The following is a 24,350-nucleotide window of genomic DNA, read 5'->3' as shown; positions in this document are numbered from 1 at the left end:
CAACCTCTTCGTTACGCGATAGTGTGACATAAAAGAGGTAGACACTGAAGGAAAGTGGAATCAAATGACTGATCTCGGCAATGAAATCCTGCCAGTCAATATCGAAGATGAACTCAAAAATTCGTACTTAGACTACGCAATGAGTGTTATCGTTGGACGAGCATTACCAGACGTACGTGATGGCTTAAAGCCAGTTCACCGTCGAGTATTGTTCGCCATGAACGAGCTTAAAAATGACTGGAATAAGCCTTATAAGAAGTCGGCGCGTGTTGTCGGTGATGTAATCGGTAAATATCACCCGCACGGTGATAGTGCGGTTTATGACACCATAGTACGTATGGCGCAACCATTTTCTCTACGTTACATGCTGGTAGACGGCCAAGGTAACTTTGGTTCAGTTGACGGCGACTCTGCCGCTGCGATGCGTTACACAGAAGTACGTATGGCGAAAATCGCGCACGAACTTTTGGCTGACCTTGAAAAAGAAACCGTTGATTATGTGCCTAACTACGACGGCACAGAGCAAATTCCTGATGTATTGCCCACCAAAGTACCAGCTCTGTTGGTTAATGGTTCATCTGGGATAGCTGTCGGTATGGCAACAAACATACCTCCGCACAATTTAACTGAAGTGATCAACGGCTGTTTAGCATTGATCCAAAACCCTGATCTGACCATTGATGATCTGATTGAATATATCCCAGGTCCAGATTTCCCAACTGCGGCTATTATCAATGGCAAAAAAGGCATTGAACAGGCATACAAAACAGGACGCGGCAAAGTATATATTCGTGCTCGTGCCGAAATTGAAGTGGATGAAAAAACGGGTAAAGAAACCATCATCGTCCATGAGATCCCATACCAAGTTAACAAAGCACGCTTAATCGAGAAGATAGCAGAGCTTGTTAAAGAGAAAAAAGTTGAAGGGATCAGTGCATTACGAGACGAGTCTGACAAAGACGGTATGCGTATTGTTATTGAAATTAAACGCGGTGAAGTTGGCGAAGTTATTCTAAACAACCTGTATGCGCAAACACAGTTACAAACTGTATTTGGTATGAATATGGTTGCGCTTGATAACAATCAACCTAAGTGCTTTAACCTAAAAGAAATGCTTGAAGCGTTTATCGTACACCGTCGCGAAGTTGTAACACGTCGTACGGTATTTGATTTACGTAAAGCACGTGATAGAGCTCATACCCTTGAAGGTCTAGCCATTGCGCTTGCAAACATAGACCCGATCATTGAACTGATCCGTAAATCTCCAAGCCCTACTGAAGCTAAAGCAGCTTTACTTGCACGTCCATGGGAGTTAGGTACGGTCAAGAGCATGCTTGAAAAAGCAGGCGAAGATAACGTAGCTCGTCCTGATTGGTTGGATGCAGAGCTGGGCATTCGTGATGGTCAATATCACTTGTCTGAACAACAAGCTCAAGCAATCTTAGATTTACGCCTACATAAGCTTACAGGTCTTGAACATGAGAAGATCTTAGCTGAATATCAAGAGCTTCTTGAACTAATCGCAGAATTACTATTTATCCTTTCATCACCAGAGCGTTTGATGGAAGTAATTCGTGATGAATTAGTTATTATCAAAGAAACCTATGGCGATGAGCGTCGTACTGAAATAAGTGCAGCTGCACATGATATCAGCCTAGAAGACCTAATTAATGAAGAAGACGTAGTGGTAACGTTATCACATGAGGGATATGTGAAGTATCAGCCTCTAAGTGATTATGAAGCGCAGCGTCGTGGTGGTAAAGGTAAGGCGGCAACGCGCATGAAGGATGAAGATTTCATCGAGCGTCTGTTAGTTGCTAATACCCATGATACCATTTTGTGCTTCTCGACTTCTGGTCGCATGTATTGGTTAAAGGTCTATCAATTACCTTTGGCCTCACGAGCTGCTCGTGGTAAACCTATCGTTAACTTATTGCCACTTGAGGCGAATGAGCGCATAACGACGATTTTGCCAGTACGTGAATATGAAGAAGACAAATTTGTAGTGATGGCAACAGCGAATGGTACCGTTAAGAAAACCCCATTAACTGCATATAGCCGCCAACGTGCAAGCGGTATCATCGCAATCAACTTAAACGAAGGTGATTGCTTAATTGGTGCTGATATCACTGATGGTAGCAACGACATCATGTTATTTACTGACCATGGTAAAGTTGTTCGCTTTAATGAAAAGCTTCGTGATTCTGAAACGGGTGAAGTGAAGATTGACGCTGAAACCGGTGAAGAAATGTTAGCGCTTCGACCAATGGGACGCACAGCAACGGGTGTTCGTGGCATTAAGATGCCTGATGGTGTAAAGGTTGTGTCGCTAATTGTACCTAAAAATGATGGTGCCATTTTGACAGTAACCGAGAACGGTTATGGTAAGCGTACGCCGCTTGAAGATTATCCTGCTAAGAGCCGTGCAACACAAGGTGTTGTATCGATCAAGGTAAGCGAGCGTAACGGTGCTGTAGTCGGTGCGGTTCAAGTTGAAGAAAACAACGAAATAATGCTCATCTCTAACAGAGGCACGTTAGTTCGTACCCGAGTGAGTGAAGTTTCAACGGTTGGTCGAAATACTCAAGGGGTAATTTTGATTAGAACTATTGACGATGAGCAAGTAGTTGGTTTACAACGTATCGAAGAAATAGCAGTTGAAGAACTTCCTGAAGGTGAGGGTGGCGAGCTACCAGCATCAGAGGACACTCCGATGAGTACTACAGACGACTCGCAGGGTGAATAAGTGATAAAAGCGGCTTCGGCCGCTTTTTTATTGGTAAAATATAATGTTGTTTAGGAATGAGGAATAATGACGGTATATAACTTTTGTGCAGGTCCAGCCATGTTGCCACCAGAGGTAATGAAAAAAGCACAGCAAGAGTTTTTAGATTGGCAGAATTTAGGTGTGTCGGTGATGGAAGTAAGCCACCGCTCAGAACCTTTTTTAGCGATGGTAAAAGAATGTGAAGCCAGCTTACGCCGTTTAATGAATATTTCAGATGAATTCGAAGTGCTGTTTATGCATGGTGGAGGTCGAGGTCAGTTCGCGGCAGTACCGCTCAACTTGCACTTAGACGACGCACCAGGCGTTTATATTGAAAATGGGATCTGGTCAAACGGCGCTACTTTAGAGGGGGCGAAGTTTACCACCGTTGAAGGCATCAACATTCGTTGTGACAAAGATGGTTTGTTTGATATTCAACCGGTATCGCAATGGCAATTACCTAGTAATGCTTCTTTTATCCACTATTGCCCGAATGAGACAATCGATGGCATTCAGATTTTTGATGTACCAAAGCATTTAACTGCACCGATAGTCGCAGATATGTCATCCGTTATTTTGTCTCGTGAAATCAATGTTGATGATTTTGATATTATCTATGCTGGCGCGCAAAAGAATATCGGCCCTTCTGGTCTTTGTATTGTTATCGTTAGAAAAACGCTGCTTGAGCGTGAGGGCTTACCACGTCCTTCGATTTTAGATTACGCAATAGAAGCAAAACAAGGCAGTATGTATAACACGCCACCTACGTTTGCTTGGTATCTTGCTGCTGAAGTGTTTAAACACCTTGAGGCAACTGGTGGCGTTAAAGCGATGGAACAACACAACGAAGCTAAAGCAGCGATATTGTACGACTACATCGATAAATCTGACTTTTATAATAATAAAGTTGCTAAACACTGTCGGTCTCTAATGAATGTACCATTTTGGCTAAAAGACGATGCTTTGAATGATACCTTTTTACAGCAAGCTGAAAAATCAGGATTAGTTGCCTTAGAAGGTCACCGTTTAGTTGGTGGTATGCGAGCGAGTATTTATAACGCAATGCCAATTGAAGGCATCGAGGCCTTGGTTGCATTTATGGATAAATTTGCCAAGGAGCATAGCTGATGGAGCAGTTAACTCTAAAGCCAATAACAAAAGTATCAGGTTCTGTAACATTACCTGGCTCTAAAAGTTTGTCTAATCGAATTTTGTTACTTGCAGCGCTTGCAGAGGGTACAACGCAAGTACACAACTTGTTGGATAGTGACGATATTCGACATATGTTAAGTGCGCTCGCGCAAATGGGCGTTGAAGTAACGCTTAACGATGATAAAACTGTTGCGACTGTACGAGGCTGTGCAGGGAACTTAAACACACCAACCGAGCCTTTATTTTTGGGCAATGCAGGTACAGCCTATCGTCCTTTAACCGCGGTGCTTGCCGCCACACCAGGTCATTTTGAATTGATTGGTGAACCTCGTATGGAAGAGCGCCCAATTGGCCATCTGGTAGATGCGATGCAAGCGCTAGGGGCTGATATCGAATACCTAAAAAATAAAGACTATCCACCACTGCGAATAGCTGGTAAAGCGCTTCATGGCGGAGAAGTGGAAATCGATGGCAGTATTTCAAGTCAGTTCTTGACCGCCTTACTGATGGCTGCACCGCTGTTTGCTGGTGACACCAAAGTGACCATTAAAGGTGAACTTGTCTCAAAACCATATATTGATATAACCATAGGCGTGATGGCGCAATTTGGGGTCGAAGTTGTAAACGATAACTATCAAACCTTCAGCGTGAAAGGTGGGCAAGTGTACCAGTCACCACAAAGAATTATGGTTGAAGGGGATGCTTCGTCAGCATCATATTTTATAGCAGCTGCAGCAATCGCGGGTGGTGAAGTTGAAATAAATGGTGTTGGTAAAAATAGCGTCCAAGGTGATATCGGTTTTGCCCATGTGATGGAGCAAGTCGGTGCTCAAATTGACTGGTTTGATGAAAAACTTGTGGTTCGCAAAGGTGAGCTTAAAGGTGTCGACATTGATGCTAATGCTATCCCAGATGCTGCCATGACCTTAGCTACAGTTGCTTTGTTTGCAGATGGCCCGACGGCAATTAGAAATATTTACAATTGGCGCGTAAAAGAAACAGATAGGCTAGCTGCAATGGCAACCGAATTGAGAAAGGTTGGTGCTGAAGTTGTCGAAGGCGAAGATTACATCGAAATTACGCCACCACAGAGCATTAATCTTACTGATATCGATACTTATAATGACCATCGTATTGCAATGTGCTTTTCGATGGTTGCCGTTGGTGGACATGAAGTTATTATCAATGACCCAGGCTGCACTGCCAAAACCTTTCCTACCTATTTTGACACTTTAGCATCAATAAGTGCTTAACTAAATGAAAGGGGGTTATGCTGCTAAAAGCCGCTTGACCCCTCGTATTAGTTCCTATCTAACAAAAAGTTACACGTTAATAAGGATAAATTCATTTTACTTGCGTATAATACTCGCGATTTATCTCAGGTGAGCATTTCAGGAGGTTTAAATGCCGGCATCTATGCCAGTTATCACCGTAGACGGCCCAAGTGGATCAGGCAAAGGAACTGTTTGTCGCTTGTTAGCTGAAAAACTAAATTGGGATGTGTTGGACAGCGGGGCAATATATCGCGTTTTATCCCTTGCAGCTCTACACCATCAAATTGCATTGGATAACGAAGAAGCGTTAGTGCCATTAGCAGCCAATTTAGATGTGCAATTTTTAATAGAACCCGTCTCTAAAAAAAGTAAAGTCATTTTAGAAGGCGAGGATGTGAGTAGCACAATTCGTAACGAAAATGTGGGTTCTGCTGCGTCAAAAGTTGCCGCATTGCCACGCGTAAGGGAAGCATTGTTGCGTCGTCAACGTGCTTTTCGAAGTGAGCAAGGCTTAATTGCCGATGGCAGAGATATGGGAACTGTGGTTTTCCCTGATGCAGAAATTAAGCTATATCTAACGGCTAGCGCTGAGGAGCGGGCCAATAGACGTTACTTAGAGTTGAATGCCAAGGGTCTAGATGTTACACTAAGTGGTCTGCTCGAAGATATTCAAGCTCGTGATGAACGCGATATGAATCGCAAAGTCGCGCCGCTTGTCCCAGCAGACGATGCAATCGTGATTGATACGACCGACCTGGATGCACAGCAAGTATTTACAAAAGTGATGTCGATACTTGAAGATGCAGTAGCTTCAGGAAAGCTCGAGAAATCGCGCTTAATCTAATTTTTTCGCACTGGCAGGATGCTTGTGTTTTTTTAACTACCCCATGCAGCATGGTTGCTAATTGGAATATTAATTTATGAGACGTATTTAGTATGTCAGAAAATTTTGCGCAGTTATTTGAAGAAAGCCTAAAGGGTTTTGAAGCAGAGCAAGGCTCTATCGTTAAAGGTACTGTTATTTCAATCGAGAACAACATCGTTCTTGTTGATGCTGGTTTAAAATCAGAAAGTGCTATCCCTGCAGAGCAATTCAAAAATGCTGCTGGTGAACTAGAAGTTGCAGTTGGCGACGAAGTAGACGTAGCTTTAGATGCAATTGAAGACGGCTTTGGTGAAACTATCCTTTCTCGCGAGAAAGCGAAGCGTCACGAAGCTTGGATCCGCCTTGAAAAAGCTTGTGAAGAGCAAGAAACCGTTATGGGTATCATCAACGGTAAAGTTAAAGGTGGTTTCACTGTTGAAGTTGACACTATTCGTGCGTTCCTACCTGGTTCACTTGTTGATGTTCGTCCTGTACGTGACACAGCGCACCTTGAAGGTAAAGAGCTTGAGTTCAAAGTAATCAAGCTTGATCAAAAACGTAACAACGTTGTTGTTTCACGTCGTGCAGTTATCGAATCAGAAAACTCACAAGAGCGTGATGAGCTTCTTCAAAACCTAATCGAAGGTCAAGAAGTTAAAGGTATCGTTAAGAACCTTACAGACTACGGTGCATTCGTTGACCTAGGTGGCGTTGACGGTCTACTACACATTACAGACATGGCGTGGAAGCGTGTTAAGCACCCTTCAGAAATCGTAAATGTTGGTGATGAAATTGCTGTTAAAGTACTTAAGTTCGACAAAGAGAAGACTCGTGTTTCTCTAGGTCTTAAGCAACTAGGCGAAGATCCATGGGCAGCTATCGCTGGCCGTTACCCAGAAGGTGCTAAGCTTTCTGGTCGTGTAACTAACCTAACTGATTACGGCTGTTTCGTTGAAATCGAAGAAGGCGTTGAAGGTCTAGTACACGTTTCTGAAATGGATTGGACTAACAAGAACATCCACCCTTCAAAAGTTGTTAGCCTTGGCGACACTGTAGAAGTTATGGTTCTTGAAATCGACGAAGAACGTCGTCGTATTTCTCTAGGTCTTAAGCAATGTATCGCGAACCCTTGGCAAGAATTTGCTCGTCTTCAAAACAAAGGCGACCAAGTTACTGGTAAGATCAAGTCAATCACTGACTTCGGTATCTTCATCGGTCTTGACGGCGGTATTGATGGTCTTGTTCACCTTTCTGACATCTCTTGGAACACTCCAGGCGAAGAAGCTGTACGTGAGTACAAGAAAGGCGACGAAATCACAGCTATCGTTCTTCAAGTAGATCCTGAGCGTGAGCGTATCTCACTAGGTGTTAAGCAAATCGAAGCTGATCCTTTCAATAACTACCTAGACGCAAACAAAAAAGGTGCTATTGTTAAAGGTAAAGTGACTGAAGTTGACGCGAAAGGCGCAACTGTTGAGCTTATCGAAGGTGTTGAAGGTTACATCCGTGTAGCTGACATCGCTCAAGAGCGTATCGAAGATGCAACTACTGTTGTTTCTGCAGGTGACGAAATTGAAGCTAAATTTGTAGGTGTTGATCGTAAGAACCGTACTATCAGCCTATCAGTTAAAGCAATGTTCGAAGCTGAAGAGAAAGAAGTTCTTGAGAAGTTGAAGAAAGAAGAGCCTGCGTTCGAAAACGCAATGGCAGCAGCTTTCAAAAACGCTCAAAAAGACTAATATATAAGTCTACATAGGAAGGGCACTTTGGCCCTTCCTTTTTTATCTAAGGAAACATTATGACAAAGTCAGAATTGATAGAACAACTAGCAGAGCAACATGCGCATATTCCTGTTAAGGATGTAGAAAACTCAGTTAAAGAAATTCTTGAACAAATGGCAGGTTCATTATCAAGCTCAGACCGCATTGAAATCCGCGGCTTTGGTAGTTTCTCATTGCATTATCGTTCACCTCGTACTGGCCGTAACCCAAAAACTGGTGAAACGGTGGAGCTAGATGGTAAATACGTACCACACTTTAAGCCTGGCAAAGAGTTACGTGATCGCGTAAATGAAAGCATAAAATAAACCAGATATATGGAGTAACACTTGGTTAAGGTAGTTCAAAAAGGATTGGTGCTTGTTTTAGTTTTGTTAGCTTTTGTAATTGGTACTCAAAATCCAGACTTAGTTAATGTTAACTATATTGTTGCAAGTAGTACATTACCCTTATCAACCTTAATGAGTGTCTGTTTTATTATAGGTGTATTCATTGGGTGTGTGGTAAGCGTTACGGTATTTTCGAAGTTGAAGTGGCAAAACTATCGGCTTAAGAAAAGTCATCAACAGATGACAAAAGATACTGAACGCTGACCATGACTGAGCTGTTGTTTTTACTGCTTCCTGTTGCGGCCGCATACGGCTATGTAATGGGGAAAAATAGCGCAAAAAACCAAGCTCTAGAACTAAACCGCCAGATCACCTCCCAATATAGTAAAGGACTCAAGTACTTACTCGACAGAGAAGAAGACCAAGGACTTGAGCATCTAATTGAACTTTTAGAAGTATCGGCTGATTCAGTTGAACATTACCTCACTTTAGCTACTTTATTTCGTAAACGTGGCGAACTTGATAGAGCAATTAAGATACACGAATTGTTGCTTATTCAACCGAATTTAAGTGACGATGATATGGCATCTTGCCGTTTAGAACTTGCACAGGATTATGTTTTAGCGGGGCTTTTAGATAGTGCCGAAGAGCATCTTGTCATATTAGTTAAAAATCACAATGCTGAAGCATTAGATCCTATTATCAGTATTTATTCACAAATGCGGGATTGGCGCAAGGGTATTAGCATGTATGAGTCTCACCGTGAACTCTTCACTAAACAGCAGCATTTTGCAGCAATTGCCAATTTTTATTGTGAAACAGCACTTGCTGATGACAATCCAAAGTTAATGGAACAAGCCTGCGCGCTTGAGCATAATATTGTGCGGCCATTCTATGAATTGGGAAAAGATGCGTATGCGAAACAGGACCATCTAAAAGCAATATATTATTGGCGTAAACTTATTGTGGCGAACACCAATACAGCCCCTTTGTACATTAAAGAACTTGAACATAGTTATCATGCATTGAATCTAAAACACCAATTTGATGATTTAATTGAAGAGTTAATGCCAAAGGGTGGGGTGTTAATTCGTATCAAGTATTGCCAATCGTTATTAGAGGCTGGGGAGCAACAAGAAGCGATAGAGTTTCTGACCGACAGTCTAAAACGTGAGCCATCAATCAGAGGATTTAGTTTTTTACTGCAGCTATTGGGTAATAACAATCACAGAATAAAAGATGTTTTATCTGAAATTGATAAACTTGTTACCTCTTACATAGCGACTAAACCAGAATATCAGTGTCAACATTGTGGTTTTACAAGCCACACTCTATATTGGCTATGCCCATCGTGCAAACATTGGGAAACAATTGGACCAAGCAAAGGGTTAGACGGCTATTAGTCAGATTTCGCTAAAATCTCAGGTCAAGTCATAAAGTTTCCGTTATAATACTGCTCAAAGTAAGTTCCGCTTTATTTTTGAACCGACTGTCAACGTAGGAATACTATGTCTCAAAATGATAATAAAAAAGTGCTTATCGCATTAGATTACGACGATAGGCAAGCCGCACTGGACTTTGTAAAACAGCTTTCACCTTCAGAATGTCGACTAAAAGTTGGAAAAGAGATGTTTACTTACTTTGGCCCTGAATTTGTAAAAGAGCTGGTCGCGCTAGGTTTTGATGTCTTTTTAGATCTAAAGTTTCATGATATTCCTAATACCGTGGCAAAGGCTGTAACTGCAGCTGCTGAGCTTGGCGTTTGGATGGTAAATGTACATGCCAGCGGTGGTTTTGAGATGATGCAAAAAGCCAAAGAAGCGCTTGCTAAGTACGGCGAAAAAGCACCAATGTTGATTGCTGTAACGGTACTTACGAGTATGGATCAAGGTCAGTTATTGCGTTTAGGCATTGAAAAAACACCTCAAGATCAAGTTGTGTATCTAGCTAAGTTAGCTCAAGAAGCTGGGCTTGACGGTGTGGTGTGTTCGGCTCAAGAAGCACAATTGCTTAAATCTCAGCTTGGTGAGTCATTTAAGTTGGTTACACCAGGTATACGACCTGCTGGGAGTGATGCGGGCGATCAAAAGCGTATTATGACGCCTCAAAAGGCGGTTGCTGCAGGCAGTGATTATTTGGTCATTGGCCGACCTATCACGCAAGCGGAAGATCCTGTTGCCACTTTGCAGGAAATTAACGCTTCTATAGCGTAATTTATTCGTTTCGTTATGTGCACTTAGATTTAACTAGGTGCATTATAATACTATAAAAATTAACACCTTAAAACCTTAACCCTATCTTAACCGCTCGTTATTTATACTCTCTCCATCTTACACAGGAGACGAGTTACATGTTTTTGTACCCCTTATTAAATCAGACCCCTTTTTACGCTTACAAACTATTACTAGTAACAATTCGCATAGTCTATGTGAGGTTAAACGATGAAGTTTAAGTTATTAACTCTAGTATTAAGTTTCGCCGCGTTTTTAAGTGTTGTGCTGTATAACAAGGTGTGTAGTGCGAGCAGCTCTGAAGTACAGGGCGACCCAATTCAAGTTGTAACCAAAAGCAACTTAAGTAAACTTCCCCAAGTTGGAACAATTCAAGTGGAAGCACTCAAATATGCGCCAGAAATTATTGGCTTTGGTGAGGTTAAGGCTAAGTTTGAGCTAAGCCTAAAAGGTGATGTGAGTGGTAAGATCATTGAGCTAGACGATAACTTTGTATCAGGTGCAAGAGTTACCAAAGGCAGCGTTATAGCACAGATTGATGATACCCCGTACTTAGCCAGCCTTGCACAAGCTAAAGCCCAAGAGGCCAAAGCGTTGCTTAACTTGCAAGAAGAACAGCGCCAAGGTGAAGTAGCCTATAATGATTGGCTAAGAAATAAAGTCAGTGGTCAAAAAGCGACGCCACTTATCTTACGTAAGCCGCAGCTTGAAGCGGCACAGGCTGATTATGAATACGCGAAGTTGGCAGTTAAAAAGGCGCAGCGAGATTTAGACAATACCAAAATAAAAGCGCCTTTTGATGCCGTAGTGGTAGAGGTATCTGTGCAACCAGGTAGCTACGTACAACCAGGCCTACTTATTGCGCAGCTTTATAGCATTGCAACGGTCGAAGTTAAAGTGCCGCTGTCTGAAGAGCAATGGTTACAGTTGCCACAATCTTTATCTAGTCTAAACACGACTCTGAGCCAATCGGTTACAATCTTCAGTACCTTGGATACAACGACAAGTTGGCAAGGTAAAGTGGAGCGAGTAGAGCGGCATTTAAATGCAGATACGCGTCTGCGCTCTATTGTTATCAGTGTAGAGAATCCCCTGCAGCAAGCAATTCCATTGTTTAGTGGCTCTTTTGTTAAGGTTGTTATCAAAGGAGAGGCTCGTGATACGCTCTACAAGTTGCCTGCTTCGGCTATCTCTCAACAAGGCGAGGTTTGGTCAGTTGATGATAAAGGCCAATTGCATAAATACAGTGCAAGCAGTGTATTTTCCGACGGAGACTATGTTTACATTGAATCGCTAGATAGCAAACCCATTCAAGTTGTGAAAAGACCACTTAGTCACTTTAGCGAAGGGATGCATGTTCAAGCAATTGAAGGTGTATTGTTATGACTCGTGACAACAAACCCCACGGCATTATTGCTTGGTTTGTAAACAATCCTGTTGCTGCAAACCTGCTTTTTTGGGCGGTGATTATTGTTGGGTTGCTGTCATTAAGTGGGCTACGAAAAGAAGCATTTCCAAGCTTAGAACCTGATACTGTCTCAATTTCAGTGGTATTTGATAGCGGAGAGCCAATTCAAGCAGAGCAAGGCATTGCGATAAAAATCGAAAATGCATTACAAAGTGTCGCAGGCATAAAACGGATAACTTCAACGTCAAATGCGCAAGGGGCGCATGTCAGTGTAGAAATGCAAAGCGGCTATGAAATTGACGCACTATATCAGGATATACAGTCTCAAGTTGATGCCATAAATAACTTACCTCAACGTGCTGAACCTGCGGCGATTACCAAGGCTAAGCGACAGGATCATGTTCTTTGGTTGCAATTATATGGTGATGTCGAACGGCAAGTTTTAGATGAATGGATTGTCCGTCTTAAAGATACACTATTTGAACAAAGCGCAATTAAAGATATAGAGATAAAGGGAAAAGCGCAGTGGGAAATCTCTGTTGAGGTTGACGAAGCAAAGTTACAGGCTTATCAAATAAGCCTAAACGATATCGAAGAGGCGATAAATAGAGAGTCTTCCTATGCAATTGGCACGAGTCTTTATAGCCAAGATAAAACGGTTAGATTGAAAGTTTCTGAGCAAGCTTATGATACCAACGAGTTTGAATCGATTGTGGTCAAAAGCTTCGCAAACGGTGGTTCGATAAGACTTAAAGATATCGCCTTAGTGAAATACGCACAGGCGGAAGATGCATTTATTTTGTCTCGCTATAACGGTTATAACGCTGCAGCGATAGAAATCGTGATGGATGAGTATGGTGATGTTGTCGACATCGTTGAGCAAGCCAATAGTATAGTAAAACAATGGCAAAGTTCATCGAGTATGCCTGAGGGCATGATGATCTCAAGCTGGTTAGACAAAAGTACATTGATCACAGAACGGTTGTCACTGTTGTTAAAAAATGCGTTTACCGGTATTGCGTTTGTATTCATTGTTTTGGCGCTATTTTTAAATCTACGCGTTGCGCTCTGGGTGGCAATGGGTCTGCCTTTTGTATTTTGCGGTACATTGTTTTTCATGACGGATAGTTTCACCGGACTTAGCCTAAACGAAATGACGACATTTGGTTTTATCATGGCGCTAGGCATTGTGGTTGATGACGCAGTGGTGATTGGCGAAAGTATTTACCATACTCGGCAACGCCATGGAGACAGTGTAGCAAATACCATATTAGGTACGCACAAGGTTGCGGCCGCCACCATGTTTGGCGTATTGACAACGGTTGTTGCGTTTGTCGCTTTGAGTAATGTACAAGGTCGCTTGGGGCAAGTGTATGCGCAATTTGGCACTATTGTCGCCATAGCTTTGTTATTATCATTGATTGAATCCAAGTTGATTTTACCTTCTCATTTGGCGCATTTAGACACGTCTAAGCCAACAAAAATGAACTTTTGGCAAAGCATTCGTGCAGGCGCAGACAAGTTGTTGAATGATTTTAATGAGCGAATTTATCTTCCAGTCTTACGTTATGCGATTGAACATTACTTAAAACTATTGAGTGCATTTTTAATAGTGATGGTATTGGTTATGTCTTTGCCATTTACCGGCGCTGTGCGCGTTGCGTTTTTCCCTGATGTACCCGGCGATACCGTCAGTGCAGAGATCACTATGTATAACGATGCCAGTGCTGGACAAGTCTATACTAATTTAATCAAGCTAGAACAATTAGCTCAACAAGCTGATAGCCAGTTACGGCAGCGCTATAGCGCAAATCAAAATGCTACGGACAAATCCTATATCTCTAGCCTACAAGTGCTAGCTGAAAGTGATACGCAGGGCACAGTGACACTTGAACTTGATAAAAGTAGCGTGTACTCGGCAAATGAACTTACACAATTATGGTCAGTGCTGGCTGGTAATTTAGAAGGCGTTAAAAAAACCAAAATACTTGCCAAGCGCGGTATGATAGACAACTTTAAAGCGCAGCTTAAATCCAATAATGAGCAGCAGCTAGAAAGTGCCGGTCTGGCTTTACTGGAACAAGTCCAGGCTATGAACGGAACTAGCGGCATTGACCACAACCTAGATTTAGGTGAACCGCAGTATTATTTTGAACTTAATGAGCAAGGTCGTGCATTAGGGCTTGACACCAAAACCTTGTCCATGCAGGTGCTTAACAACTTCGGCGGCGATATAGTGCAGCGTTTTCAACGGGGCGAAAACGAAATTAAGGTTCGTGTACGCTATCCTAAAAATAATCGTAAAACACTGGCAGATATAAAAGCGGCCTATGTAAGAACACCGAGTGGGACCTCAGTACCTTTAAGCAATGTTGCAACTGTACACAGTCAATATCAAAGTGCGGAAATAACACGTATACAAGGTAAACGTGCGGTGTTTATCAGTGCAGTGGTTGATAAAAATATAATTTCACCACATGAGCTGATTGCACAACTAAAAGACACAACGCTAGATAAATTTACCGTTCTTTATCCTGATGTGAAAATTGAGTTTGCAGGTGAAGCACAGCAGCAGCAAGAAACTGGCGACTCCATGGTGCAGATGTTCGCACTTGCGATGTTAGCGATTTATGCGTTATTGGCTATTCCATTGAAGTCGTACATTCAGCCGTTGATCATTATGACCGCCATTCCTTTTGGTGTAGTAGGAGCTGTCTTAGGACATTGGTTAAATGGATTAACCCTCAGTATATTGTCACTCAACGGTATTTTGGCATTGAGCGGCGTGGTGGTTAACGACAGCTTGCTATTAGTTTCGCTTTACAATCAATTGATGTGTACCGGAAAATACACATGTAAACAGGCCGTTGTTGAAGCAGGAAGGTCACGTCTTCGTGCCGTTATTCTTACGTCTGTAACAACTTTTGCGGGGTTATTACCATTACTCAGTGAAACTTCGTTACAAGCACAATTTTTAATACCCGCGGCTGCAGCTTTAGGCTATGGGATATTGTTTGCATCGTTTATCACTTTATTATTGACGCCTACACTATTATTAATACAGCAAGATTGTAAACACGTGATATTGAGCAGTGTAAAACGCGTTAAACTCGGCTATTTTCACAACAAACAAAATCCAACTCAGGCAACGGCATCAACACAGGAGTACCAAGATGGCGCGTAATACACTCACCGTGCTGCTCGTTGAAGATGATCGCGATCTCGCTGAAACCGTGGTGGAATATTTTGCCTTGGAAAATGTGTATTGTGACCACGCAAGCGATGGAGCGTTGGCATTAAATCTTATCGAACGACACTTGTATGATGGAATTATTTTGGATTTGAATCTGCCAAGAGTCAGCGGCTTGCAAGTTTGTGAGCATATTAGGCATAAAGGAATTGATACGCCAATCCTCATGCTAACAGCAAAAGATACCTTAGATGACAAGCTGCTGGGGTTCGAAAAGGGTGCTGACGATTATTTGGTTAAACCTTTTGCAATGGCTGAACTAATGGTTCGAACCCAAGTATTGGCTAAACGTAAAAGCGGTCAGGTAGCAAAGCTCACAGTAAAAGACCTCGTATTGGATATAAAGCAACAAGAAGTTTACCGAGACGGTAAGTTACTCAGCTTGTCACCGATTGGGACAAAGATAGTTGAATTACTGATGCGGGAAAGCCCTAACGTGGTGTCACGAAAGAAAATTATTCAAACGGTTTGGGCGGATGATCCTCCAGATAGTAATAGCTTAAAAGTACATATGTTTCATATTAGAAAAGAGATAGATGCAGCTCATAGCGAAAAACTAGTGCATACCATTACATCTAAAGGCTTTGCGATAAAGTCATCGGAGGATGTGTGAAAATACGTCTTAGCCTTCGCATTTATGTACTGGTTGCAATGCTACTTACAGGTGGTAGTAGCATTGTGCTATTATCAGCGTTGAGTATGCATTATTTTGCTACGGGTATGGATGTAGCAATGCGCGGTAGTATGTATGCGCAGGCTCAGCAATATACGGTAATGGATGGCATTCCAATCAAAAGTCAGCAGTATATGATGGCGTCTAGATGGCAAGATTTACCAAGTACGATTACCTCTCATTTTTCCACTGAAGATATGCCACTCAATACCCTTAAAAAACATATGATAGGTGGCACATGGTTTACTCCACCAAGTGCTGGCTACTTTGTTATGAAAGTGAAAAACGCCACGCAAACGGTCTATGTTGCGAGCACTTTTAACCCTGACGATCGCATGTTGGCACTCTCACCAGAGATCCCGCACTTTGTGGTGATCATTGTTACTGCTATCGGGGCTATTTTTGTCTTTATCATCATTCTTATTGTGGTTTTGAAAAAAATAACAATGCCGGTTGAGCGCTTAAAAATTTGGGCAAAGAAATTAGATAAAGCAAATTTAAATGACCCTCTCCCTGATTTTCAGTTTAGTGAGTTGAACTCGCTGGCAATTATGACCAGTGAAAGCATGCGTTCAGTGCAAGAAAGTGTCGAGCGAGAGCAGAGATTTTTAGCTTATGCGAGTCATGAGCTAAGAACCCCCATCGCTGTGATAAGTAGTAATGTAGAATTAATCCAAAAACTGCTGGATAGAGATGCTCCTAAACAAAAACTAATAGTTGGGCTAAATCGTATTGAACGCGCTGTTTCAACCATGGGTACTCTGATTGAAACCCTATTATGGTTAAACCGTGGTGAGAGTCATCATGTTTGCATTGATAAAATATCCATCTCAAAACTCATCCAGCAGTTAACATCGGAATTAGAGTACTTAATCCGAGATAAACGAGTTGAACTTGTTGTGGATACGGATGATACGCAAATGAGTTTGCCAAATACAGTATGTAGAATAGTTTTACAAAATGTGATCCGAAATGCATATATTCACACCAATGAAGGCGTGGTATCTATTATACAAACGGGACCTCAAGTGATAATTAAAAATATTGATTATCTACCTGAATCAAGCACTGAACTAGGCTTCGGTCTGGGGCTTGAGCTAACACAAAAGCTCATATTGCAATATCAATGGCAGTTTGTAAGTGAAGAAGGTGAAAACGGGCGAACTGTGACGATTACGTTTAAATAAAATAATTGAAGTAGTAAAAGGAAGCCACGATTGTGGCTCTTCCAGTGCTAGATTTAAGGCTCACACGGCGTATTATCGAATTGTAATCGCCAAACTTGGGTTGTGGTCCATTCAGTAACAACACGTTCTGAAAATTTCTTTTCAGTGCTTGAACTGTGAAAAGGTGCAGGCTCGGTTGTGTAGAATGACGGCACAAATGGGTCTGTCAAGTTGATGTGCATGTAATTTACAACGATACTACTTGGGCAAGAATATGAGTTTGGCTCATTTGTCCAAGAGCTACTGAGCTCACCTGCGCCGCGTTTATCCCACAGATAGGAGCCATTCCAATATTGGTATGCACCAACATATGAGCAAACGGTTTTGTACTTGTATACGTCGTACCATTGTGATGGTACCTGTATTGTTTTTAAAATGCATTCTTGATCTTCTGGATCCGGTCTTGCATTTGCTGCAGACGCGCTAAGTAAAATAAGTGCGCAGGCGAGTGAACTGTGTAAGTATTTCATCGTGGTATTTCCTTATCCGTATAAATTAAGAAGTTAATGGGTGTCCCAATGCAACATTATGAAATACTGCGCTATTTTCATTCAGTGCTGTAAGGTGGTTGTACGCTTAACTCGGTTATAATAAAGAGTGAATAGCAACCGACATACTGGTATTTGTATCAGTATCAGTGAGCGCTTTTAGAGTACTAAAACCTAAGTTGGATTAACTGTTGCTTGTTGATGGCGGGGAAGTCAGTGCGCTTTGAATACTGATTATACAAGTTTGAAAAGATTGCGCTTCGAGATAGCTTATCTAGCTCGAGCAAAAATTGCCGCGCAGATTGGTTTGGCTTTTTACAGCACGTTTGGTAAGTGTCTATCAACTGTGTAATTGATTTATAGGGCATTGTTTGTGTTTTTAATGTTAATTCTGCTTCTATAAAAAAAGCAACACCACTCCAATACACTCTTTGTTGGGCTTTTAATGCCCACATATTATCTGCAACATAGCTTAAAGGGTCGTCAATAGTTCGAGTTTGTTGCTCGCCACGCGCAAGTCCTGCTTTTAGCCGAGCAATAAATTCATCATGGCTGATAATGCCGCCATCGAGCATGATTATATTTTGTAGGTACGTAGCTAATCCTTCACTTAGCCAAAAATTTTCATAGTCAAATAGCGGATGATATAAATGGGCGAGCTCGTGATATAAGCTCCAGTCATTAATAAGTGCTTTTAGGCTAGCAAAAGTGCAGTTCAATGCCATCAACCTTACCGCGTTTTACACTTGCCCAAGGGACTGGCTCAAACGCAAAGTAGCGAGGCTTTAGGTTCACAGGGAGCGTGTGTTGCTTTAATGGGCCAAGCGTATTAAAAGTGCTTTCAATACCATGCTGTACCCAGTTTTTGATTTTGTTTTGTTGCGAGGTAGTTAACTTTTCTAAATCTATGTAGTTAACCTCCATCGCATAAACTTTATAAAATGATGCATTAAGCAGCAATAGTGACAAAATAATTCGGCGCATAGTGATTTAACAAACTTAATGTATTTCTTAAGTAGACCGCCAAAAAATAAAACAATTACAACATAGTCAAAGATTTGTTGAAATTAACTCAAGTGAGTTACGGCGAAATGTATGCTGTACTGGTACGCCCATAAACGATAAAACTCTGAGGCTTAAAATGCACTATAAAGGATTGTTTTTAACACTTGCCATGTTTATTTTAGTTGACGCACAAGCGAACCCTTTGCTGGGTACTTGGCAGTTTGTTGAAGGTAAATATGCAACTGAAAATGGTTATGTAACGGCTAAATCACCAAATATGACTTCAGTAAAAATAATCTCGCCAACCCATTTTAGATATATCACACAGCAAAATGGCCAGTTTTTATACGCAGGTGGCGGACCGTATAAAATAGATAAGACTCACTTTTACGAGACTTTTGCATATGGCAATGTGCCTTCACTTTTAGGGAAAACCATGGCGTTTACCTACAAAATTGAAGGTCAACTATGGCATCATACTTTGCATGAAAACGGCAAGCTTGTTGAAACGGAAATATGGGAAAAGATAAACAGCACAAATTGATGCGATACGTCAGTTTTGATGCAGATGGCAAATTAAGTATTGAAACGACCACTGTACCAAAACACAAAAGCCATGAGGTACTGCTTAAAGTAGCCGCCTTTGGGGTGAACCGAGCGGACTTATTGCAAAAACAGGGCAAATACCCAGCTCCGCATGGTGATAGTGCTATATTAGGGCTTGAAGCTGCAGGTACGGTGGTTGAGTGCGAACCGCATTTACAAGAACAGTGGTTGAATCGGCGGGTATGTGCACTAACTCAAGGCGGCGCTTACGCAGAATATGTCTGCATAGATGCAAAACAGCTGATTGCTATTCCTGAGCAGGTAAGTTTTGACGTTGGGGCGAGTATTGCGGAAGTTTACCTCACGGCATTTGATGCCATTGTGCAAACAGGCAAACTTAGCTCGTCTCAAACGCTGTTGGTTCATGGTGGAGCGTCCGGTGTTGGTAGTGCGGCCATTCGTCTAGGTAAACAGTTGGGGGCATATGTCATAACCACTCAAAGTAGCGAGCGAAAATGCCGCTATGCACAGAAATTGGGGGCTGATTTAACAATCAATTACAACCAGCAGTGTTTTGCGTCTGTAATGAAATCAAAGGGTCTTAAAGCGAATGTGATTATTGACCCTGTTGCGGGGGATTATTTGGCAAAAAACCTTCAAGTTGCGGATATGGATTGTCATTGTGTCGTGTTGGCTATGCTGGGTGGACGAAATAGCAACCTTGATATGGCAATGCTGCTTGCTAAGCGCTTTAACCTTCATGGTTCAACGTTAAGAAATCGAGATATCGAATACAAGCGCAACTTGGTTAAAGCATTGATAGATAGCTTTGGTTCGCTGCTATTTAGTGATTCTATGCGCATTCCAATCTACAAATCATTGGATATTGAACACGTAGAGCAGGCACATGCAATTTTGCAGAAAAATGAGAATTTAGGTAAGGTCGTAGTATCAATATCAGGATAAACATGGCGAAGATCAGTTATCTATGTATAATGTATGCCAAATGCAATTTGAGAGAATGTTATGGCGATTGAGCATAAAACACGCACGCAGTTAGTTGCAGAAGCAATTAGAGAAAAGATTTTGTCTGGGGAAATCAAAGCCGGTGAGCCGCTGCGCCAAGCAGCACTTGCTGATGAACTTAACGTAAGTCGTATTCCAGTACGCGAGGCGTTGTTGCAGCTAGAGTCAGAAGGACTCGTTAACTTTGAAGCCCATAAAGGCGCCACGGCAACGCAATTAAGTGCAGAGCAAATTGATGAAATATTTGATTTAAGGGCGTTGTTAGAAGCGGAATTATTGAGCCACTCAATCAACAATTTAACGCCAAGAGACCTATTGGAAGCCGAGGCAATTTTATACGATTTAGAAGAGGCCACGGCAGCTGGCGATACTGAATCTGCAACCGGTAAATTAAATGCGCAATTTCATGCCAAGCTTTACAGCAAAGCGCAACGACCTCAAACAGCAGAATTGGTAGATGTATATAGCAAAAACTCTGAGCGCTATGTGCGGATGCATATTTTACTTGCAGGAGGCATTAAAACAGCGCCAGAAGAGCACCGCACCTTGCTTGAGCTTTGTAAAAACAAAGAAGTAAAAAAAGCCTGTGAATTTTTGAAAAAACACATCACTGGCGCTAAAAACGATATTAAACAGTTACTACTGAAAATGGAAAGCAGTGACAAATAATTATTTTTTGAATATTTAATATTGTATACAATATAACTTTGCGTTATGTTAGTGCTTATACTTACAAAGCAATAACATAACGCCAATGGACTCTATCTACATACCTCGTCTTAAAGCTCTTCGACACTCTAACAATGCACATGGCATTGATAATTTAATTGTATTTGGCTTTGAAAATATCCGCTATTTATGTGGTTTTAGTGGTAATGCCGCCTATTTAATTGTTACGCCGCAGCAAAATTATTTAATAACCGATTATCGATACTACGAACGGGCAAAAACTGAGTCATATCATTGTGAAGTGATATGTAGAGATAGAGAAACTCAATCCTTGGGGCAGTGTTTTGCCCAGTTTTTAACCACAGGTAAAGCGGGTTTTGAGTGTGCTTTTGTTACCGTGCAAATGTGGCAAGACATTGCACACTCACTTGCTCATTTTGAACTTTGTCCAATGCAGGGAATTATTGAATCGCTGCGCATGATTAAAGATGACTGGGAAATAAAAAGCATCAAAAAAGCGGCAGCCCTTGCTGATACCGCACTATGTGATGTGTTAAAGCAAGTTCGCTTAGGAGTAACTGAAAGAGAGCTTGCAACGGAGCTTGACTACACGATGAAAAAGCTAGGTTCTGATGGTGTTAGCTTCGAGACAATATTATTATTCGGGGAGCGTAGTGCACTTCCTCATGGCAAACCCGGCGATACAAAACTGGCTCATCAAGATTTTATTTTGATTGACTTCGGCGCGGTCGTTAATGGCTATCGCTCTGATATGACACGCACATACGTATTTGGTGAGCCCTCAAAAAAGCAACAGCATATGTTTGATACGGTGCTGGCAGCGCAGCAAGCTGCGCTAAGTCAAGCTAAGGCAGGTATTAGCTGTCAAACCCTCAACGAAACATCTCAGCAAGTATTATTTTCAAATGGTTATGAACAATACGCAGGTAAAGGATTAGGTCATGGCTTAGGCTTATTCCTTCATGAAGCGCCATTTATAAACCAAAGCACCGATTACAATTTATGCTCTGGCAATGTGGTAACCATAGAACCAGGGGTATATCTGCCAAGCCTTGGAGGCGTAAGAATAGAAGATGACATTCTAATAACCAAGCATGGCTATGAGTGTTTAACTCACGCCCCTAAATCTTTCGTACTAGCATAAAAAGGAGCAACATCGTGTTAGTTATAAGTCCAGAGCAAGTACACAGTGCGCTGTCTTTTGAGCAACTTGTTGAGACTCTTCGAATAGGTTTCACTAAGCCATGCGGTTCGCCTCCACGTAATGTATATGAACTGAACCCAGTTACACATGATGCATTTGCTGTTTTACCAGCATGGAATGAGCATTACATTGGCGTGAAGGCATTTACTTATTTTCCGAATAATTTTGAACATGGCTACGACAGTTTATATTCAAAAATTTTACTATTTAATCGTGAGTTTGGAGAACCCCTAGCGCTTGTTGATGGCACCAGCGTAACACTTTGGCGTACGGCCTGCGTATCAGCACTTGCAAGCCAATATTTGTCAAAACCAGACGCTAATCATTTGGTGTTTTTCGGTTCAGGTAAGCTTGCACCTTACATGATTGGCGCTCATTTAAGCGTAAGGCCAATTAGTAGGGTCACTTTAATTGCTAGAAACTCAGACAAAGCAATTAAACTGTGCAAGCTTTTATCTGAGACATATCCACACGTTACATTTGAGATTGGAGTGAGTGATGAGCGCACAATTAGCAGCGCAGATGTTATCAGTTGTGCAACAGGCGCACATGAACCGCTATTTAATGGCGCTTGGTTAAGCGACGGAACACATGTTGATTTAATCGGAAACCACCACAAAAATGCCCGAGAATGTGACAGCACAACAATAACGCGAGCCAGTGTTTTCGTTGATAGTCGTGTGAATGTGCTAAAAGAGGCAGGAGAGCTATTAATCCCTATTAGCGAAGGTGTGTTTAGTGAACAGCAGGTTGTTGCCGAGCTCAGTGAAATGCATACACTGCAATGGCAAAGGAGTGAGCAGCAAATAACCGTATTTAAATCAGTTGGTATGGCGCTGAGTGACTTACTATCAGCTGCGTTAGTGTATGGGTTAACTCATTAATGCTTATCGCTTTTATCTCGACAGTTTTGCTTGTTTCATTTTGCTATGCGTTTATTAAGATTAGATTAAGTAAACGAGCATGGCGTCAAGTAAAGGTTGAGGGACTAACAAAAGTCAAGCAACATACTGTTGGCCCCTTAGAGTTACTTGCTGAATCAAGCTTGCTGATCGAGTATACATTTAAAGGTGAAAAATATAGCTGTCAAACGGCATACACAGAGTCGTTATACAATTCATTTTTATCAAAAAAAGCAACATACATCTATATCGACCCCGATAACCCGACACAATGTTTGCACAATGCTCAAACTAAGTGGCGTTATGCAAAGCTATGGCTTTTTCTTGCATTGATAGTGGCTACTTGCTTGGCCCTAAAAGAGCTAATATAAAAACTGTATTTGCGCTATACAGGCAATGGTTTACGCTATTAAGAGAGCATTAATCGATTATTAAGCAGCCCCTTTATGTCGAAATTATTTCTGTTGCTAGCGTTGTTGCTAATGAGTTTCGATACTCCCGCCGATCAAAGTGTTGTTGAGAACGACATAGACGCTATGCACTTTTGTTTCTCTCGTTGGTGGCCATATAACTACAGTGAGCACGGGGTAGCAAAAGGGATGCAAATAGATATATTAAAAATGGCGATGCAAGACTCTGGCGTGAGTTTGTCGTTTACTGAATTACCATTTAAACGCTGTAAAGATTATGTCCGGTTAGGGAAATACGACTTTGTTTTAGATATCGACGAGACTGACGAACTTGACATGGTTAGGTACTCTATTTCTTCATGGCAGTTATCGTTTGCGGTAGAAGTGAATTCTGGGATTAAAAATATTCATGATATTGAAGCGCTCAAAGATTTTCGAGTGATTCTTGCACAAGAGTATGATTATCCAGATTCTGTGCTCTCAAAATTAAAAAACCTTAATGCTGTCATTGGAAGAGTCTCTTATTATGAATCTACAGATGAAGATGCCAAAGCCTTGTTTGCAATACTTAAAAATTCGCATGTCGAGGCCATGTTAGTTGATCGATTTTGGGCAAAACAAGTGGTTAGGAAGCATCAGCTACCAGTTTTGGTTTTCGAAGAGCCAGTTCATATTGAGCCGCAATTTATTGGTTATGTTGCAAAACAAACTAAAGCGAAAGCTGAATTTTTAGAGACTAAACTAAAAGAGCTGAGTGTAAATAAAATAGAAAAGATCAGAAAGCAATATCGTTAACCCAAAGTATCTGGCAAATACCCTAAAATAATAAATATAAAAGGATGTATATATTTTGAATAAATATACTGTGCTTTCTGGCCTTGCATTTTTAATGGCGCTGGGCGATTCGTTGGCGGCAATGACTGGATACTGGTCGGTTACAAACCCACAAACTCGTTCCTACGTGCAGGCTTTTGAAGCCGCTACTTTAATAGTGCTGGTGGTTAATGGCTATCTGATAATGCGGTCAGTTAAAACAAATGCAACGCAATTTAAAATGGCAATACTTTGTTTTGGTGCTTTATTATTATGCGTATGTGGCGATGTGGTGAACTTTAACCTCACTCAG

Annotated in this window: 22 protein-coding genes and 1 pseudogene; 20 read left to right on the top strand and 3 right to left on the bottom strand. The window is 41.6% G+C overall.

Annotated features, from left to right (window positions below; translation table 11 throughout):
• Positions 1-64 precede the first annotated feature (64 nt).
• The 13 genes from gyrA (at position 65) to HC733_RS23570 (ending at position 16,914) form a co-directional block, all read left to right on the top strand.
• Positions 65-2,746 (top strand): DNA gyrase subunit A, encoded by a 2,682-nt coding sequence (gyrA, locus tag HC733_RS18115; protein ID WP_190366410.1) that lies wholly within the window; start codon positions 65-67, stop codon positions 2,744-2,746.
• Positions 2,747-2,812: 66 nt separating this feature from the next.
• Positions 2,813-3,895 (top strand): 3-phosphoserine/phosphohydroxythreonine transaminase, encoded by a 1,083-nt coding sequence (serC, locus tag HC733_RS18110; RefSeq protein WP_190366409.1) that lies wholly within the window; start codon positions 2,813-2,815, stop codon positions 3,893-3,895.
• Positions 3,895-5,172 carry a 3-phosphoshikimate 1-carboxyvinyltransferase gene (gene aroA / locus HC733_RS18105; protein ID WP_190366408.1) on the top strand — a complete coding sequence of 426 codons (1,278 nt, stop codon included), beginning with the start codon at positions 3,895-3,897 and terminating at the stop codon, positions 5,170-5,172. Before serC ends, aroA begins: the two co-directional genes overlap by 1 nt.
• 151 nt (positions 5,173-5,323) lie before the next feature.
• A complete protein-coding gene (gene cmk, locus HC733_RS18100; RefSeq protein WP_190366407.1) occupies positions 5,324-6,037 on the top strand; it encodes a (d)CMP kinase in 714 nt (237 codons plus the stop codon).
• Positions 6,038-6,129: 92 nt separating this feature from the next.
• Positions 6,130-7,797: a 30S ribosomal protein S1 gene (gene rpsA, locus HC733_RS18095; RefSeq protein WP_190366406.1), complete on the top strand. Its 1,668-nt coding sequence runs from the start codon at positions 6,130-6,132 to the stop codon at positions 7,795-7,797.
• A 59-nt stretch (positions 7,798-7,856) separates the two neighbouring features.
• Positions 7,857-8,144 carry an integration host factor subunit beta gene (ihfB, locus tag HC733_RS18090; protein WP_152086029.1) on the top strand — a complete coding sequence of 96 codons (288 nt, stop codon included), beginning with the start codon at positions 7,857-7,859 and terminating at the stop codon, positions 8,142-8,144.
• A 21-nt stretch (positions 8,145-8,165) separates the two neighbouring features.
• Entirely contained in the window at positions 8,166-8,429 is a 264-nt protein-coding gene (locus HC733_RS18085) for a LapA family protein (protein ID WP_190366405.1), read from the top strand.
• Between the two features lie 2 nt (positions 8,430-8,431).
• A complete protein-coding gene (gene lapB, locus HC733_RS18080; RefSeq protein ID WP_190366404.1) occupies positions 8,432-9,568 on the top strand; it encodes a lipopolysaccharide assembly protein LapB in 1,137 nt (378 codons plus the stop codon).
• 105 nt (positions 9,569-9,673) lie between these two features.
• Entirely contained in the window at positions 9,674-10,378 is a 705-nt protein-coding gene (gene pyrF, locus HC733_RS18075) for an orotidine-5'-phosphate decarboxylase (RefSeq protein WP_190366403.1), read from the top strand.
• 228 nt (positions 10,379-10,606) lie between these two features.
• Entirely contained in the window at positions 10,607-11,782 is a 1,176-nt protein-coding gene (locus HC733_RS18070) for an efflux RND transporter periplasmic adaptor subunit (protein ID WP_190366402.1), read from the top strand.
• Positions 11,779-14,988, top strand: coding sequence for an efflux RND transporter permease subunit (locus HC733_RS18065; protein WP_190366401.1), 3,210 nt, complete (start codon positions 11,779-11,781; stop codon positions 14,986-14,988). The genes HC733_RS18070 and HC733_RS18065 overlap by 4 nt, the downstream gene beginning before the upstream one ends.
• On the top strand, positions 14,978-15,667 hold the full coding sequence (locus HC733_RS18060) for a response regulator transcription factor (protein ID WP_190366400.1): 690 nt from the start codon (positions 14,978-14,980) through the stop codon (positions 15,665-15,667). The genes HC733_RS18065 and HC733_RS18060 overlap by 11 nt, the downstream gene beginning before the upstream one ends.
• Positions 15,664-16,914, top strand: coding sequence for a histidine kinase dimerization/phospho-acceptor domain-containing protein (locus tag HC733_RS23570; protein ID WP_190366399.1), 1,251 nt, complete (start codon positions 15,664-15,666; stop codon positions 16,912-16,914). The genes HC733_RS18060 and HC733_RS23570 overlap by 4 nt, the downstream gene beginning before the upstream one ends.
• A 53-nt stretch (positions 16,915-16,967) precedes the next feature.
• Here HC733_RS23570 and HC733_RS18050 read toward each other — a convergent pair whose 3' ends face one another.
• The 3 genes from HC733_RS18050 to HC733_RS23235 all read right to left on the bottom strand — a co-directional run bounded on the left by HC733_RS18050 (position 16,968) and on the right by HC733_RS23235 (position 18,425).
• A complete protein-coding gene (locus tag HC733_RS18050; protein ID WP_190366398.1) occupies positions 16,968-17,423 on the bottom strand; it encodes a hypothetical protein in 456 nt (151 codons plus the stop codon).
• A 185-nt stretch (positions 17,424-17,608) separates the two neighbouring features.
• Positions 17,609-18,166, bottom strand: coding sequence for a M61 family metallopeptidase (locus HC733_RS18045; RefSeq protein WP_238937611.1), 558 nt, complete (start codon positions 18,164-18,166; stop codon positions 17,609-17,611).
• On the bottom strand, positions 18,141-18,425 hold the full coding sequence (locus tag HC733_RS23235) for a hypothetical protein (protein ID WP_238937610.1): 285 nt from the start codon (positions 18,423-18,425) through the stop codon (positions 18,141-18,143). The genes HC733_RS18045 and HC733_RS23235 overlap by 26 nt, the downstream gene beginning before the upstream one ends.
• 157 nt (positions 18,426-18,582) lie before the next feature.
• On the opposite strand from HC733_RS23235, the gene HC733_RS18040 reads away from it, so the two are divergent.
• The 7 genes and pseudogenes from HC733_RS18040 to HC733_RS18010 all read left to right on the top strand — a co-directional run.
• Positions 18,583-18,990: a hypothetical protein gene (locus tag HC733_RS18040; RefSeq protein WP_238937609.1), complete on the top strand. Its 408-nt coding sequence runs from the start codon at positions 18,583-18,585 to the stop codon at positions 18,988-18,990.
• Entirely contained in the window at positions 18,990-19,958 is a 969-nt protein-coding gene (locus HC733_RS18035; RefSeq protein WP_190366419.1) for an NAD(P)H-quinone oxidoreductase, read from the top strand. The genes HC733_RS18040 and HC733_RS18035 overlap by 1 nt, the downstream gene beginning before the upstream one ends.
• A 60-nt stretch (positions 19,959-20,018) precedes the next feature.
• Positions 20,019-20,687, top strand: coding sequence for a GntR family transcriptional regulator (locus HC733_RS18030; protein WP_190366397.1), 669 nt, complete (start codon positions 20,019-20,021; stop codon positions 20,685-20,687).
• Between the two features lie 85 nt (positions 20,688-20,772).
• Positions 20,773-21,852, top strand: coding sequence for a M24 family metallopeptidase (locus tag HC733_RS18025; protein ID WP_190366396.1), 1,080 nt, complete (start codon positions 20,773-20,775; stop codon positions 21,850-21,852).
• Positions 21,853-21,866: 14 nt separating this feature from the next.
• The gene (locus tag HC733_RS18020) at positions 21,867-22,796 is read left to right on the top strand and encodes an ornithine cyclodeaminase family protein (protein WP_190366395.1); all 930 of its coding nucleotides are present in this window, start codon (positions 21,867-21,869) and stop codon (positions 22,794-22,796) included.
• A gap of 464 nt (positions 22,797-23,260) precedes the next feature.
• Positions 23,261-24,019: a substrate-binding periplasmic protein gene (locus tag HC733_RS18015; protein ID WP_190366394.1), complete on the top strand. Its 759-nt coding sequence runs from the start codon at positions 23,261-23,263 to the stop codon at positions 24,017-24,019.
• A gap of 55 nt (positions 24,020-24,074) precedes the next feature.
• Positions 24,075-24,350 (top strand): annotated as a pseudogene (locus HC733_RS18010) (hypothetical protein); the annotation flags it as partial.

It is taken from the genome of Pseudoalteromonas sp. S16_S37, assembly GCF_014694405.1.
GTDB lineage: Bacteria > Pseudomonadota > Gammaproteobacteria > Enterobacterales > Alteromonadaceae > Pseudoalteromonas.
The sequence above is the reverse complement of the archived record's forward strand: the minus strand, read 5'-3'. Positions and strand labels throughout refer to the sequence as shown.

Coding starts and splice junctions, on each gene's coding strand:
- gyrA (WP_190366410.1), top strand. CDS start 65: ATGACTGATCTCGGCAATGAAATCCTGCCAGTCAATATCGAAGATGAA.
- serC (WP_190366409.1), top strand. CDS start 2,813: ATGACGGTATATAACTTTTGTGCAGGTCCAGCCATGTTGCCACCAGAG.
- aroA (WP_190366408.1), top strand. CDS start 3,895: ATGGAGCAGTTAACTCTAAAGCCAATAACAAAAGTATCAGGTTCTGTA.
- cmk (WP_190366407.1), top strand. CDS start 5,324: ATGCCGGCATCTATGCCAGTTATCACCGTAGACGGCCCAAGTGGATCA.
- rpsA (WP_190366406.1), top strand. CDS start 6,130: ATGTCAGAAAATTTTGCGCAGTTATTTGAAGAAAGCCTAAAGGGTTTT.
- ihfB (WP_152086029.1), top strand. CDS start 7,857: ATGACAAAGTCAGAATTGATAGAACAACTAGCAGAGCAACATGCGCAT.
- lapB (WP_190366404.1), top strand. CDS start 8,432: ATGACTGAGCTGTTGTTTTTACTGCTTCCTGTTGCGGCCGCATACGGC.
- pyrF (WP_190366403.1), top strand. CDS start 9,674: ATGTCTCAAAATGATAATAAAAAAGTGCTTATCGCATTAGATTACGAC.
- HC733_RS18070 (WP_190366402.1), top strand. CDS start 10,607: ATGAAGTTTAAGTTATTAACTCTAGTATTAAGTTTCGCCGCGTTTTTA.
- HC733_RS18065 (WP_190366401.1), top strand. CDS start 11,779: ATGACTCGTGACAACAAACCCCACGGCATTATTGCTTGGTTTGTAAAC.
- HC733_RS18060 (WP_190366400.1), top strand. CDS start 14,978: ATGGCGCGTAATACACTCACCGTGCTGCTCGTTGAAGATGATCGCGAT.
- HC733_RS18050 (WP_190366398.1), bottom strand. CDS start 17,423: ATGAAATACTTACACAGTTCACTCGCCTGCGCACTTATTTTACTTAGC.
- HC733_RS18045 (WP_238937611.1), bottom strand. CDS start 18,166: ATGGCATTGAACTGCACTTTTGCTAGCCTAAAAGCACTTATTAATGAC.
- HC733_RS23235 (WP_238937610.1), bottom strand. CDS start 18,425: ATGCGCCGAATTATTTTGTCACTATTGCTGCTTAATGCATCATTTTAT.
- HC733_RS18040 (WP_238937609.1), top strand. CDS start 18,583: ATGCACTATAAAGGATTGTTTTTAACACTTGCCATGTTTATTTTAGTT.
- HC733_RS18035 (WP_190366419.1), top strand. CDS start 18,990: ATGCGATACGTCAGTTTTGATGCAGATGGCAAATTAAGTATTGAAACG.
- HC733_RS18030 (WP_190366397.1), top strand. CDS start 20,019: ATGGCGATTGAGCATAAAACACGCACGCAGTTAGTTGCAGAAGCAATT.
- HC733_RS18025 (WP_190366396.1), top strand. CDS start 20,773: ATGGACTCTATCTACATACCTCGTCTTAAAGCTCTTCGACACTCTAAC.
- HC733_RS18015 (WP_190366394.1), top strand. CDS start 23,261: ATGTCGAAATTATTTCTGTTGCTAGCGTTGTTGCTAATGAGTTTCGAT.